This is a genomic window from Citrobacter sp. B72, from assembly GCF_016894305.1.
GTDB lineage: Bacteria > Pseudomonadota > Gammaproteobacteria > Enterobacterales > Enterobacteriaceae > Citrobacter > Citrobacter portucalensis.
In genome coordinates this window covers 1,337,138-1,350,308 of the sequence record NZ_CP069801.1, presented here as the reverse complement: position 1 = coordinate 1,350,308, position 13,171 = coordinate 1,337,138, and the positions used below count along the sequence as shown (strand labels likewise).

The 13,171-nt window shown below is 48.1% G+C and carries 14 protein-coding genes and 1 pseudogene; 3 read left to right on the top strand and 12 right to left on the bottom strand.

The window, feature by feature from the left end:
* Positions 1 to 104: 104 nt before the first annotated feature.
* Entirely contained in the window at positions 105 to 494 is a 390-nt protein-coding gene (locus tag JQN59_RS06435; protein WP_204528190.1) for a HumD family translesion DNA polymerase, read from the bottom strand.
* A gap of 107 nt (positions 495 to 601) precedes the next feature.
* Here JQN59_RS06435 and JQN59_RS06430 point away from each other — a divergent pair.
* Together JQN59_RS06430 and JQN59_RS06425 are read left to right on the top strand one after the other, a co-directional pair.
* Positions 602 to 721, top strand: a pseudogene (locus JQN59_RS06430) (hypothetical protein); the annotation flags it as partial.
* 93 nt (positions 722 to 814) lie between these two features.
* Complete coding sequence (locus JQN59_RS06425; protein WP_204528189.1) at positions 815 to 1,057, top strand: DinI family protein; 243 nt, start codon at positions 815 to 817, stop codon at positions 1,055 to 1,057.
* 138 nt (positions 1,058 to 1,195) lie between these two features.
* On the opposite strand, the gene JQN59_RS06420 is transcribed toward JQN59_RS06425, so the two are convergent.
* From JQN59_RS06420 to JQN59_RS06395, 6 genes are read right to left on the bottom strand one after another with little or no spacing between them, the layout of a single operon-like run.
* Positions 1,196 to 2,599 carry a phage tail fiber protein gene (locus tag JQN59_RS06420; protein ID WP_204528188.1) on the bottom strand — a complete coding sequence of 468 codons (1,404 nt, stop codon included), beginning with the start codon at positions 2,597 to 2,599 and terminating at the stop codon, positions 1,196 to 1,198.
* Between the two features lie 9 nt (positions 2,600 to 2,608).
* A complete protein-coding gene (locus tag JQN59_RS06415) occupies positions 2,609 to 3,553 on the bottom strand; it encodes a DUF6453 family protein (RefSeq protein WP_204528187.1) in 945 nt (314 codons plus the stop codon).
* Position 3,554: 1 nt separating this feature from the next.
* Positions 3,555 to 6,266: a phage tail tip fiber protein gene (locus JQN59_RS06410; RefSeq protein ID WP_204528186.1), complete on the bottom strand. Its 2,712-nt coding sequence runs from the start codon at positions 6,264 to 6,266 to the stop codon at positions 3,555 to 3,557.
* Positions 6,266 to 6,664: a DUF6950 family protein gene (locus JQN59_RS06405; RefSeq protein ID WP_204528185.1), complete on the bottom strand. Its 399-nt coding sequence runs from the start codon at positions 6,662 to 6,664 to the stop codon at positions 6,266 to 6,268. The genes JQN59_RS06410 and JQN59_RS06405 overlap by 1 nt, the downstream gene beginning before the upstream one ends.
* 6 nt (positions 6,665 to 6,670) lie before the next feature.
* Complete coding sequence (locus tag JQN59_RS06400; RefSeq protein ID WP_048217931.1) at positions 6,671 to 7,255, bottom strand: hypothetical protein; 585 nt, start codon at positions 7,253 to 7,255, stop codon at positions 6,671 to 6,673.
* Positions 7,255 to 7,848: a hypothetical protein gene (locus JQN59_RS06395; RefSeq protein ID WP_204528184.1), complete on the bottom strand. Its 594-nt coding sequence runs from the start codon at positions 7,846 to 7,848 to the stop codon at positions 7,255 to 7,257. The genes JQN59_RS06400 and JQN59_RS06395 overlap by 1 nt, the downstream gene beginning before the upstream one ends.
* A gap of 133 nt (positions 7,849 to 7,981) precedes the next feature.
* Here JQN59_RS06395 and JQN59_RS06390 point away from each other — a divergent pair, with 133 nt between their 5' ends.
* Positions 7,982 to 8,788, top strand: coding sequence for a DUF6602 domain-containing protein (locus JQN59_RS06390; protein ID WP_204528183.1), 807 nt, complete (start codon positions 7,982 to 7,984; stop codon positions 8,786 to 8,788).
* 10 nt (positions 8,789 to 8,798) lie between these two features.
* On the opposite strand, the gene JQN59_RS06385 is transcribed toward JQN59_RS06390, so the two are convergent.
* The 5 genes from JQN59_RS06385 to JQN59_RS06365 form a co-directional block, all read right to left on the bottom strand.
* Positions 8,799 to 9,092 (bottom strand): hypothetical protein, encoded by a 294-nt coding sequence (locus JQN59_RS06385; protein ID WP_096879221.1) that lies wholly within the window; start codon positions 9,090 to 9,092, stop codon positions 8,799 to 8,801.
* A 41-nt stretch (positions 9,093 to 9,133) separates the two neighbouring features.
* Complete coding sequence (locus JQN59_RS06380) at positions 9,134 to 11,608, bottom strand: phage tail tape measure protein (RefSeq protein WP_204528182.1); 2,475 nt, start codon at positions 11,606 to 11,608, stop codon at positions 9,134 to 9,136.
* A gap of 73 nt (positions 11,609 to 11,681) precedes the next feature.
* Positions 11,682 to 12,401 carry a zinc ribbon domain-containing protein gene (locus JQN59_RS06375; RefSeq protein ID WP_115490047.1) on the bottom strand — a complete coding sequence of 240 codons (720 nt, stop codon included), beginning with the start codon at positions 12,399 to 12,401 and terminating at the stop codon, positions 11,682 to 11,684.
* 62 nt (positions 12,402 to 12,463) lie between these two features.
* On the bottom strand, positions 12,464 to 12,640 hold the full coding sequence (locus JQN59_RS06370) for a phage tail assembly protein T (RefSeq protein WP_202617084.1): 177 nt from the start codon (positions 12,638 to 12,640) through the stop codon (positions 12,464 to 12,466).
* Positions 12,641 to 12,750: 110 nt separating this feature from the next.
* Complete coding sequence (locus JQN59_RS06365; protein ID WP_003841709.1) at positions 12,751 to 13,131, bottom strand: phage tail assembly chaperone family protein, TAC; 381 nt, start codon at positions 13,129 to 13,131, stop codon at positions 12,751 to 12,753.
* Positions 13,132 to 13,171: the final 40 nt, after the last annotated feature.

Here is a 13,171-nt window from a genome sequence, read left to right as displayed (position 1 = left end):
GCATGTGTTATTGGTTGCGTTGCTGGTTTTTGTAGAGAAAATATTTTTAATACAAACCCAGCAACACAAAATTTAAATCGGCATAGCAACACATTGCTTGTCGCCTACATCACCGGGCAGTCATCAAACTCCGCGTTCCTGGCATCATTAATGATGTACGTGATCACCCCAAATATAGCGGGTGCAGAACTGTAACCATCATCATCTGCTGGCAGCGCTTCCCTTCTCCCGTTCTCCAGATTAACCAGGTGGGGCTGAGGATGAGTCCGATATCGCTTGATCCTGAATTCTCCGTCTATCGCGCATATCAGCAGCGAGCCATCACAGGGAGAAAGTGACGCATCAACAACCAGTAGCGCCCCCTGAATTATCCCTTCCCTGAAATGTGAACGCGATGCCCGCATGAAATAAGTCGCTGCGGGCTGGCTGATTAGCTGCTGATCAAGGGAAATCCTTGTTTCAACGTAATCTTCCGCAGGTGAAGGAAAGCCCATGGCTATAGTCCTCCGTTTGGATTGAACAGCTGGAAGGTACGGTTCTCGCCTTCCTGCGTTGATACATCGCGGAATGTTGTCACATACCACTCGATCCATTCGTTGGCCTGCTTCATCGTCCAGTTCCAGTTAACCTTGCTCAGTTCCTGGACAAACCGTTGCGTGGTGACGGTCTTCCGGCCATTTGGTTCCTGCTGTATCGAAGCATACCAGGCTATTTCAATATCGCTGCGTCGTGGCATCATCACGCCCTCTCTTGAATACCGGATAAAAACACAGTATAAATACTGTATATCCATCCAGTAAAGAGGCAATAAGCAATGTTCGTGGAACTCGTTTATGACAAAAGGAATTTTGATGGGCTGCCCAGTGCAAAAGATATCATTCTGGGCGAATTGAGTAAGAGGGTTCACCGGATTTTCCCCGACGCTGATGTCAGGGTTAAACCGATGATGACACTGCCGGCGATCAATACTGATGCCAGCAAGCATGAGAAGGAACAGATAAGCCGTACTATTCAGGAAATGTTTGAAGAGGCTGATATGTGGCTGGTTTCAGATTAAACGCCTTGAACCGTCATATTGCTTAAGTACAATCCGCCGTGACTGGCAATCATTCAATACTCGCACTATCGAACGTTCGCCAGTCGGTCGCAGCCATGCTCTTGCATACGGCGTGGCTGCGGCGCCTGCCAATTTGTCCTATTGAGCCTCCTGCTGATTTTGCTGGCGTTCCAGTTCAGCTTTTACCATCGCCTCCTGAGCCTCTTTCGCCTCTCTTTGTCTCTGTTGCCAGATGCTGTCTTCCGGCATTTCCACACGCACAGACACAAAAGAATCTGCCGGAATATCGACAGGCTCACCGTCAGCCACTGTCTCAGTAAACACGCCGTCAATATCAGTGTTCCCTATTCGGTTCTGAGCAAACGGTGGCGCTGAGGAATGAACCCGGTGATACGTTCTGACCAGTACAGAGCCATCAGCATTGACTTTGTAGTCCAGCCAGATGCGGGGTTGCTTGTTTCTGTCGACAGGGATTTCAAAACCGCCATCGATCCCACCCCATGCAGCATCAGCATTCAGGCCAATGCAGCCGGTGATAAGGTATTGCCCCGTATCAATTCGCTCAGATACACAGCCTTCGGCTTCTGTTGTGCATTCAGATGTTCCGTCACTAAACAGTTTAAGCACCGGAGAGGCCTTTTTTATGAATCCATTTCCGTCAGTTATCGTGTTTCGGGTATGCCAGAAATAAGCAGGAGCTTCGTAATACCACATATTCCCCACGGGGGCGTATTTCGGAACCACGACACCACAGACAGGTACGCCACCGCTTGAATAAGAAAACAGCTGAAAATTCATTTCAGCTGCGGAATCATCTGGCCATGGACGAATGTTTATCAGGCCAATTGCTCTGTCCGCTGCTAACCCTAATATTTGCCCGGTATGAACACCCGCGGTAATACCCATAGGATAAGCATTAGGTACAGCATATGAAACGATCCCTCGCATATCTTCCGGATACTTCGACATTACTGCAGTTCCTGCTGGCGCAGCCGTCGTGTTGCGTGTGGCAGCGGTTCCAAGGCCTAATGCGTTTCTGGCCGCAGATGCATCTGTTAAATCGGACAGATTCGCGCTTTTGGACAACTTTTTACTTAACTCCTGGCCCACCCCGGTCAACGCCTGATTAATACTGTTCAGAGTGGCTGCAATACCACCCCATGCGGGTCCGGTGAATGAACTGCCATCCGGCAATTTTACCGTGACATCTCCACTGCTGCTGAATATTAGTTGCCAGTTCTGTTTATCGTAATTCAGCCCCCGCAGCGCCTCCGTGTTCTGCACCACCATTGCGGCAGTGACCATATTCAGCGCCACACGGGAAACTGCATCCCAGGCCAGGTTATTTGCTGTCGGACCAGTAAAGGCACTGACCAGAGTCAGCGAATCATTGCTCTCAATGGATTTTACCGGAAGTGTGTAGGCAATGCCGCCCACCACAGAAACGACAAAGTCACCAGGCTGAAGCGTCGTACTAAAAGAGGCCTGATAGCCAAGAACTGTTGCCGAGTTATGAGTTAACTGAATAACACCTGCTGACATGGTGATTCCTTAATACATGTTCGGAAGAATAAGAATGGGCATGGCGATATTTCTGTTACGAGTCATATCCCATGAACCGGAATTGCGGTCCGCAAATACTTTGTTGTAGGCTGACCTGACGTTACCGCCTGACATGACCACGCCTTTGGTTCTGATATTTCCCCATCCACCAATCATTCGTACCTGAACGCCGGTATAGACTATCTGGCAGAACCCGCCGCCAATATCCTGGAAGGCATCGGTGATCTGGATTTGTCGGTCATACACAAAGGGGCGTTTCAGCGTGGAGAACGTGACCTGACCTGCGGCGTTAGTCATCGTGATACCGTCGCCGCCGACAGGCGCGGTCTGATTGAATATCACCAGGTCAATCGTCGCCGTTCCGGCCACATCGTCCCGTCCTGTGTAGGAAATATCGCGAACGATGATATTGCCGCCATCAAACCCTACCGACACATTCGGGTTATCCCATTTACCGAAAGGAATACCGCCCACCGGAAGCGGCGCGCTGCCGCTAACAGTAATGCGCCCGGACCAGGCACAGGTCATCAGCGCGGCCTGATTGGATATAGCGGTGAAGTCAGTCGAGTTTGAAACCAGTAATCCTTCGTTATATGTCGCCGCAGGGAGCAGCTCCATAACGTAGCCTGACCAGTCGGGGACAATGCTTTTCCCTCCGATTGTCTCAGCCCCGATGATTACCCCGGAATTACCGTTGCGGGTGACGCCGGTCATAATGGCCACATCAAATTCAGCATAGGAATAGATGTAAATGGGATTGGTTGGCACCACGATAACCTGTGAACCTGCAACAAGTGGCGTATTGACCGGATACTGCATGAACTGGGATGACCAGCCCGAGAACGATGTACAAAAACTCGGGGCTCGCAGCCCCGCAGTAATTGCCATCACCGGACGGCCATCGTTATAGTCGATTAATATCCCCTCAGGCATATCACCACCTCCCGACTACAACCCGACCACCACCGGATAAATTGACCGTCAGCCCATTCCCGTTGATGACGACAGTATTATTGGTGCCATTAAATGCAAACTGGCCACTGTCAGCGTAAAGTTTGCCATGTAATTCAGCGTTTCCATTTTTATCAATGCACCAGCCAGTTGAGCCCGCAACGAAGTTGTTCGACTGGATAAAATTACCAATTTTGGCATTGGTAATGCTGCCATCCTGAATTAGCGCATCACTGATAAATACCTGCCCGTTATAGACAAAGAATGCAGCCTGCCAGTTACCTGGATTGTTACCGGAATAAATACCGAACTGATCGGCGGCAAATACAACTGTGGATTTATAGCTGTTTCCTGATGGCTCAATAGACATGCCAAATCCGGTATTGTACTTAACACCGTCTCGCACAATGCCCATATTCAGGGTGTAAGAGGCTTTGGCTGTTCCGTCACTTTTTACTTCAGCCGTCATCTTCTGGTTGACCGCAGAAGTCAGGCTTCCTTCCGGTCCTATTTGAGCCTGTACATAGGTGGATAAATCAGCAAGCCCCTGCTCTGCGGTTGCGACTGTTGTTTTCACAATCAATATGTCCGCGCGAACCTCACCGTACTGCACCCACTGATGTTCAACGGTTCCGTGGTTTGCCAGCGCATTTTCCATAATGCCTTCCAGATTCGTATCAACACCGGACTTAATATTCTGGAACGCATCAGAGTTCTGAATCTGGTCATCAATGATGTCAATAAGACCGCCCGTGTCCATAGAGCACAACGCCGGTACTTCGATAAAGCCGGAGGCGCCAAAGGCGTTAACCGTTCTGATGTACCAGTAATAGGTATGTCCAACCTGTAGCTGATTGCTTGTCCAGGTTGTTCCCATCCCCTCCCGGCTGGCATTCCCTTCCACGGTCGCTGTTGAGGTATCAGGTAGTTTCGTTTCACCTGACGTCCAGAAATCAAACTGCGTGGAAACATTAGTGATCGCCGCCAGACGCGGGATCAGCGTGACGGCAAAGAATCCCTGCTCAATATCAACATGGGAAGGTGCTGGCGGGGCTTCAATGCTGAATTCCAGATACCCTTCTGGCGATTCTGCCCCCATCTGGTTTACGGCAATAACGTGGGCTGTGTAGGTATTTTTCGGTAACCCGGTAAGACGCGTGAACGTCCCCGGAACCTGGACTGACATCACCATCTGACCATTGCGGCGAATGACCACTTTGTTGTAGACCACCTGACCGATGTTTTGCCAGGACAGAATGCCCTGCACGACCTGGCCAATTTCTTCCACGGTGTATTTCAGATTCTGCGGCTGCGCCACTCCGCCTGATGGCAACTGGGTGAACGGCGGCCGCTCAATCGGTTTACCAACAGCGTCGCCCCAGACATCTGCGGTTTCCTGCTTCAGCGTCAGTTGTACGCCATTCTGAACGCCGAACTTCCAGTCAGTTACCCGCATCTCAACATTCACGATACCGATAGACGGGAAATTCACCTTCACATACATTCCCGGGCGGTAACGGTACCCGCTCAGGTTTAACGTAACGTTCATGGTTCTGGCGATGCGGGTACGCTTTAACTTCACGTCTGCCAGACGCTGGGCCTGAAATTCAGAGGTCACAAATCGCAGCTTCATATCCTGCGATATTTCCACGCCGTCTTCCGTCACCCATTCATTGACTGACACAGAAGGGAAATCCGCTTCGGTATAGCCCTGCTGCGGATCGACAAATGTCCCCTTGATAGTGTTAACACGTTCCGCCTGAGATACTTCCGGCATGATTTCGATATCACCGGCCAGCTGGCTCTCAGTGATCACCTCTGTCGCAGGACCATAATAAGCCCCGACCAGAAGGCCATGTTTGCCCGCGGTATACGTTACATCCCCGGCGCATGCTGCCAGCATTCCTTCCAGAATACTGACCTTGTTTTCACTGAGATCGAATTCACCGTTGATGGTATAGCGCTTCTCAACGGTATTACCGCCAGTAATCACATCCTCATCACAGATATTCGCCGCGTCCTTAAACTGGTCCCAGAGAATATCGGTGTCGGGCACTTTCAGGTAATTGCGATAATAGTCCAGGATAACCAGCGCCGCATTGTTGCTGTAACCCGTCAACCCGGTACGCGGGTCATAAACGGCACGCCCCTGTTTTTCTACCTTGATGTTAGGGATACCTGCCGGGAATTTTTCAGCGTTGAACTTCAGGGATACGCGCAGCCAGGTGATCCCTTTCCCGATCATGTCTTCTTTCCATGACGGGCAGTTTTCCAGCATGTAAGGGTCCGCCGTCTGGCGGTTGGTGTGCAGCTCGAAAAAGGCATGCTCAGGATAGCTACTGATCGGCTCATCACCCAGCCAGACAGTCTGAACGCCGGATAACGGGTGTCCCGCCAGGGCAATAGCCAGATGCAGCATTTCGCCATCATCCTGTTCGCCAGCCTGCTCTTCGGAAAAGAACAAAGTGCCCGCCGACGTTGAGCGACCATAAACAACGGTTTTGGCGCTGGCCGCTGCACGCAGAACCTGTTTGCGTTCAGACGTATCACGGTAGGAATTCAGCGACGGGGTCTTGGTCAGCGCCTGGGTGGCAATTTGAGCGGCGACGGTGATAACCATCGCAATGGCATACATTTCATTTGCCGCTGCCACACCTGCGGCAATGGTGGCAACTATAGGAACAGCAGCAGGCATTAACGCACCCTCCAGACACTCAACGGTTTAACCCGCAGACTGACAAGACCAGTTTCGCCAGGCGCCCACACAACGCCGGAATACACCACCCCGGCACACCGCGCCCCGGCATTTTCAACAACGGCAATATCCCCGCGCTGCGCCAGATTCACCGGCACTTCATCGAGATACCGTGACAGCACCTTTTCAAGCGAACCGCCGCCGCGCAATATCGCCTTTTTAGCCCCATGTTCGCTGTCGTAGGTTCCGCGCCAGCCTGCCGCAAAATCCTCACCGCACATAGCCTGAGCGCAGTCCGCCGCGAACAGGCAGCAGTCATGACTGCCCCATAAAAAAGGCCGCTTTTCAGCGGCCCTTATTACGGTAATTAATCTGTTATGCCAGTCCGGATGCTTCATGCTTCCTCACTTATAGGTGAATCCTGGGGCATCTTTTTTACTGCCCCAGTAAATCGAACGTTCAGACATCTGGGCCACATACCGGAATATGCGGTCGCCGGGATAAGCAGCCTGCTGCGATTCATCGGTATAACGATCGGGGAAAGGACGCTGCCAGTCTTCAAAAATATTACTGATGGTGTACTGCAGGGCATTCGTCCCGCCAGCGGTCGCCCCGGTACTGGATACTCGCCCTTTGAACAGGAGATCGGCAACCTGGACAACACCGTTATCATCCATGGCCACCAGATAGATTTCAGCATTTCTGCCCACGCATCGCTCATTCAGCGTAGTGGCAAAGAGGGCCATATCCAGACCTGAAAGAGTCATTTTGACCTGCGTCGGGCTTGTCGTGCTGGTTTCACTGGCATCATCAACAGAACCCATGCGCCCCATGCCGTAATAGACATAGCCGCCGAGAACCAGCGTCCCGGTACCGGAATGCACATAGACGGTACCGGATTCAAACTGAATATTTGCGGCGATCGCGACCGTCACCCTGTCGCGTGATAACCAGTCCACCATCGAATCCGAAAAGGGGGAATACAGCATTAAAATGCCTCCTCAAGCTCCATTGTATAACTGGTAAAAATACCCGGCACACGGTTACCGGCTCCCTGCTGGTTATCCTTCAGTTTGAAAATACCGTAGGGTTTCGCAACTTCAATGGCAGCATTAGCAGGTGGCGAGCTACGCAACATAGGCGCAAATATAATCATTGCGGTACCGTTCGCCGCGCTCGTCACGTCGGCTGTAACCATCTTCAGTTCATCATTAACAGTGAAATAATCGCCCTGTCTGAGCACCACTGTTCCCGGAGTCCAGCCCTTACTCTGAAGCTGAGTCCCTGTCTGATTAGCGCCATCAACAACTGGCACGCCAGCTGGCGCTCTGCCACTTCTCCCCCAGTCGCGAACTTTTACCCTGCCATACTCACCATCAAGCGAAGCCACCAGAGCATCAATGCGCCTGGATTTTTCGTCAGTAAGGTTATTGAAGGTCAGGGAACATACCCAGCGGGTGCCGGGGAAGCGTGCTGTCTGTGATGACCCATTGAAGGGGGAACGGAAGGTTTTGGTATTACTCTCTGGTCGCCAGGTCAGCGACGCGGGACAGACATCTTCCGGCCATTCAAGTACAGCCATAGATTCTCCTGCATTAGTCTGCGCACGGAGGCGCTACTGATCATTTGTCAGGATGTTACTGATTTACATACCTGGTTATGTTAGGTGTTCGGTCAGTGGTGGGACACTGATGTATAAGCAATGAGAGGAAAAAATGTTACGCGCACACTTCAACAACATGGAAAAAATACTAGCCGCTCAAGGGGCTTCAGTATCAATAGCCGGGCACTCATTACATAAAGGAACACCAAGAGAAGAATTTATTTCCAAATTTCTTAAAGATCACTTGCCCAGCAACATATCCATTGGCACTGGCGAAATAATTGATCATAACTCAAAACCAGGAGATCAACGGAATCAATATGATATAGTTTTGTACCGCAATGAATATCCAAAAATCAGTTTCAGTGAAAGCATTTCAGCATTTTTAGTAGAATCAGTAATCTGCACAATTGAAATAAAATCGACACTAACCTATGAAGAATTGAAAAAATCAATACAGTCTTCACATAATGCAAAAACACTGAATCCAAGTTATGAAGAAATTTTTTCCGTTTCAACTTTCAGTCGAGGACTAAAGTCTTTTCTTGTTGCATATAATGGGCCGCAGCAAATGCAAACTGTACAAGGCTGGATAGATAAGGCTCATAAAGAACTTGGTATATCTGTTCCTGCACTACCGAATAATAACACAAGATTCAACATTGCCAGTCCGTCATTAGATGCGATGATCATTCTTGAAAAGGGCTTCGTACATTATGACAATTTTATCGCAGGGATAAATACCAATGATTTTAGATTTGGAGAATCTACTATCAACTGGCTTTATGCCAATTCTCCTGATGGAAATCTTTTATATTTATTCCATATGCTACATCATTTGATAAAATCTGTACAAGGGAGATTTCTCAATCCTGCCCCATACATTTCAGAACAAAAATTCGATGTATACATGAAATAAAACTTTGAAATTAGCCGCCATGCTTAATTGCTTTTTGCATTAGCATGGCTCCTATTAGAATATTATTCTTCCCTACCTCAGCCAAGTTAACACAATCGCTTTCATCAAACGCAACGATATCATTAATCAGACTAGTCGAATCTTTAGATATAAGGAGTCTCATATGATTGTTTTGTAATCTTTCCTTAAGGTAGTGAATAATTTCATAATGTAATTTAACAGATTCCCGCTCGATTCTTTCAAGATTAGTGATTAACTCACGCTGCCTGCAAAGTAGAGCATCCTTTTGCTTTTCTAAAGTCATAACTGTCTCCCGCCTTTCGGCTTAATGAATATTAATAATGGTTACACGCCAAGCAATCGCCTTGCCTGACCTCTATTAGAGAAGTCCTGAAGCAAATCCTGACGCGCCTGCTTCGCACCGTCATTCGCTCCCTGTCGCGCAGCTTCCTGCATAGCCTGCTTCAGTGCCGCGTCACCGTTACCGGAAATAGAAAAATGCTGATGAATAGTTTGCTGGAGCTGAGCACCACCACCGCCAACAGAAGAAACCGTGTCATCCACCATACGAACACCGAGGTTACCGTCAGCAGTACGCGTCAGGGGCATAATCGCTTCAGGGCCAGCCTCACCCATAAGCCCCGCACCTTTGGCGAAAGCAAACATCGTCGGGCTGTTCACGACGCCATTACGGAAACGACTCAGATCAGGGGAGTCCATTACGCCGCCCTTGGCGAATTTCAATTGAGATGCTGCACCAGTATAAGCTCCGGACGGTGTTGCCCCGCCAGCGGATGCTGCACCAGCTACTGAACTACCAAACATCCCTCCCAGCGAACCAAACCAGCCACTATCCCCAGCTGATTTAAGTGTGTTGACCATGATTGCCCTGAGCAACACTTTCTGCAACTCATTCAGCACACTGTTCGCCCAACTTGCCCAGTCAGCTTTATTACCACTGAGGGCATCAGCCATGTTATCCACCAGGCCATCAAGGGTGTTACCGACTAAATCTGATACCTGAGTGTAATAATCACTGGAAGTATCTACCCAGTTAGCCAAGCCATTCTGCGCACCGGCTAGCCAGTTCCCCTGCAATCTGTCCAGTTCATCATAATGTGAGCGATATTTATCGAGTCGCTCAGCAAGCGCTTTGTCCAGTTCCTGGTTATAGCGGTCATATTCTTCTGAGGTTTTAATGCTTCCATCCTGGCGACGGCGCTGCAAATCTTCCCGTTTCTCGTTAAATTCACGCTCAATTTCGAGCTGTTCACGCATCCTTTCGCGTGCCTTATCACCCAGACCTGCGCCAATAACATCAGCATCAAGGGAAGCAGCAGCATTAGCATTTTCACGCTGAAGATTCGAAATGTACTCAGCAAGTTTTAGGTTTTCCTCGTTCGCCTTTTTAACAGCATTCAGGCGATCAACCTCTGTAGCCAGTTGTTCAAGGCGTTGCTTCTGTGTTTCATTAAGTCCCGTTAGCTTGCCGTCAGCGATATCAAATTGTAGTTTTTGTTGTTCAGTAACCTCTGCGCTTTTCTTTCCGGTAGTGTCGATGAGAGCAATTTGCCGGAGATAACTTGTCTCCATTGATTTAAAAGCTGATTCAAGTTTTTTTGCTGAAGTATCAGTTTTTAATTTCCCGTTTGATTCTCCTGCGCCAAGACCATAATCTGTTTTAGATGAAGAATTATTACCTATGGTTGCTGGATATAGAGGTAGGTTATTTCCTGCTTTAAGGGTTGCTCGGCGGCGTTCAAGCTCTGATCGTTCAGCCCGTTTCCCTTCCACATCCATTCCTAATCTGTTGAAATCTGCAAGAAAACCTTCGTCATTTAAATCTGCATCAAGGTTTCTTATGCGACGATCAATTTCATCTATAGATGCATTCTCCCCTACTGCCTGTCCCCCTTTGTAAAGATCGATGAGTTTTCCTGCTTCCGCTCCAACCTTAACAAGCCAGGTAGCGAGGTCGACCACGCCACTAACAAGGTTGGTGATACCTTTGATAACTTCAGGGTCTTTAAATACATCACCCATGTCGCTAATTGATTTCTGCAGGTTAGAAAGGTCAACCTTTGCTAATCCAGCTGATAATTCAATCTTAACCCCTTTAACTTGGTTTTCCATATCCTCAAAGATTGAATTAACTTTTACGAGACTTTCTATATCTGTATCATCTGGTGCTACGCCAAATTCTTTCGCAGCCTTCATATATTTTTGTAATTTATCACCGCCCTGATCAAGCAAAGGAAGCAACTTAGAGAGATCGTTACCCAAGCTTTCAAGAATAGTAGTCTTTTCAGCGTTTGTTTTAATCTTGCTTAGCGCATCACTTATGGCTAAAAGTTGCTTATCTGGCGATTCACTCGATAATTTTTTAGCTGATAAACCGAGTGCATCCAATGCATCTACAGCCTCACCTGATTTATTCAGTACCGAGTCACCAATTTTATCTCCGATATCTTTAAAAATATCAGCCATTTGATCGCCTGAAACACCTGCTTTTTCTGCAGCATACTGCCAAGCAAGTAATGATTGAGTAGACATGTTGAGCGACTTAGCCCAACGGTCAGACTCAGTAATTTGCCTGGAGGTGTTTTTTAACAGGTTGTATCCAGCCACACCTACGCCAATAGCAGCGGCGCTTGCTGCAGTTGCTGCCCCTGTGAATGCAACAGCTACAGATTTTGCATCCTCTTGAACCTGTTTTCGCCATTTCTGCGATGCCCTTTCAGCCTGGCTTAGGCCGCCAACAAAGCCGCCAACTTTGGCAATTAAGTCTATCGTTAATGTACCTAATGATTTACTTGCCACGCTGTCCTCCAGGTAAAAAAAACCCCGCAAAGCGAGGCATCTTAATGCTTATTAAATAGTGTAAATATTAATTTTATTTTTTCTTTGCTTGCTCTGGATAGTCTGAAACATCAAAATCGAACCCCTGTTCGCCAGATTGATAAAATGTCACTCCAATAGTGATTTTTTTATTGCTCTTGATATATTTTTCGAAAGACTGTGGGTTATCAAGAAAAATCATGTCTGATCTTCCAGATGCCTCACTACTTGCAGTCCAGGTTTTTACCTTTCCGTTATCGCCCTTCGTTCTTATTGCGCAATCTGAGTAACCACATACAATCTGCCCTTTAGATATCACGACATAGGCATCAGTACCTTGTTTTCTTTTGCGGAAAACCAAGTTGAGTACAGATCCACCATCAACGTTGTAAGGGAATGGGAAATTAACATGGTTTTTCGATGTATTATAAAAGATCTCCCCAACCTCACCAGTAACGCTATCTTTCGTGGGTTGGTTATGCCAGTTAATAACTGTAACTGGTTCTTTTTTTACCTCTACTTCTTTTACGACATCATTTTTCAACTTATCAGTGCTTACCTGAGTGCTACCCACTGTTTGGCTAGGTGCTTCTTTTTTATTGCTTACTTTGCCAATAAACAAAAGAAGGATAAGAACCCCTACAAAAATAAAAAACACCATCATACATCCCGATGGACCTTTGTTTTTTTTTGCTATGGGAGCTCCGCACTTTGGACATGATGCGGCCTTGTCAGATACCTGTTCTCCACACTCTTTGCATTTAATTAAAGCCATTCCTTGATCTCCTTGTTTTTAGATAGGGTAGCAAGGAAAGCGTTTCTAATAAATTCTACTTTTCAATTCCACGTCCTCATCGCTTCATGCAGGCTGATTGGTTCGTTAGCGGCAACGCGCTCTACAGCTGCTATGTGAGGGGCGAAATCAGCAACGCTGAATGCCGGAGTGTTTGTACCGCGATTAACATTAGCCAGCACAGAAGAAATCAACGCTGCGCCCCATTCAGTTCGCATCATAGGGTTCAGGCTTCCGTACTTTTGACGATACTGAACCCACTGCTGGAACTCAAGGAAGCTAAGGCATTCCTGGGCTTCTGAAATGGTACGACCACCAATCCCATTAAGGACTAGTTCGCACCAGATTTCGTCTTCTGCGCTGAGTCCGTCTTTCCCAGATCGTTAACTTCCTGAATGGCCACCAACAAAGCTACTGTAAGATTCCCATCCAGTGCGCCACGTTCCGGATCAGCCTCACCAGTTACATCAGCTACGGTAAACACCTGATGCCCGTCTTCGTCACAGATTGAAGCCGCAATACGACCAGCAACGCCATCAATCTTGCCTAGCCCGGCGAGAACGTCAGACGTAGCAGTGTGATAACCCAAAGGGCGAACATAAGTTGTGGCAATGTGTTCTTCCCCGTCAGCACCTTTCCATTTAATTTCTTTCTCAACAGGACGACCTGTAAAAGCACCTGTTTTCTTCAGCGTATCAAGAGTCAGTTTCATGTCGTTTTCCGGTATAAACATTGATGGTGCGGGGAATGAT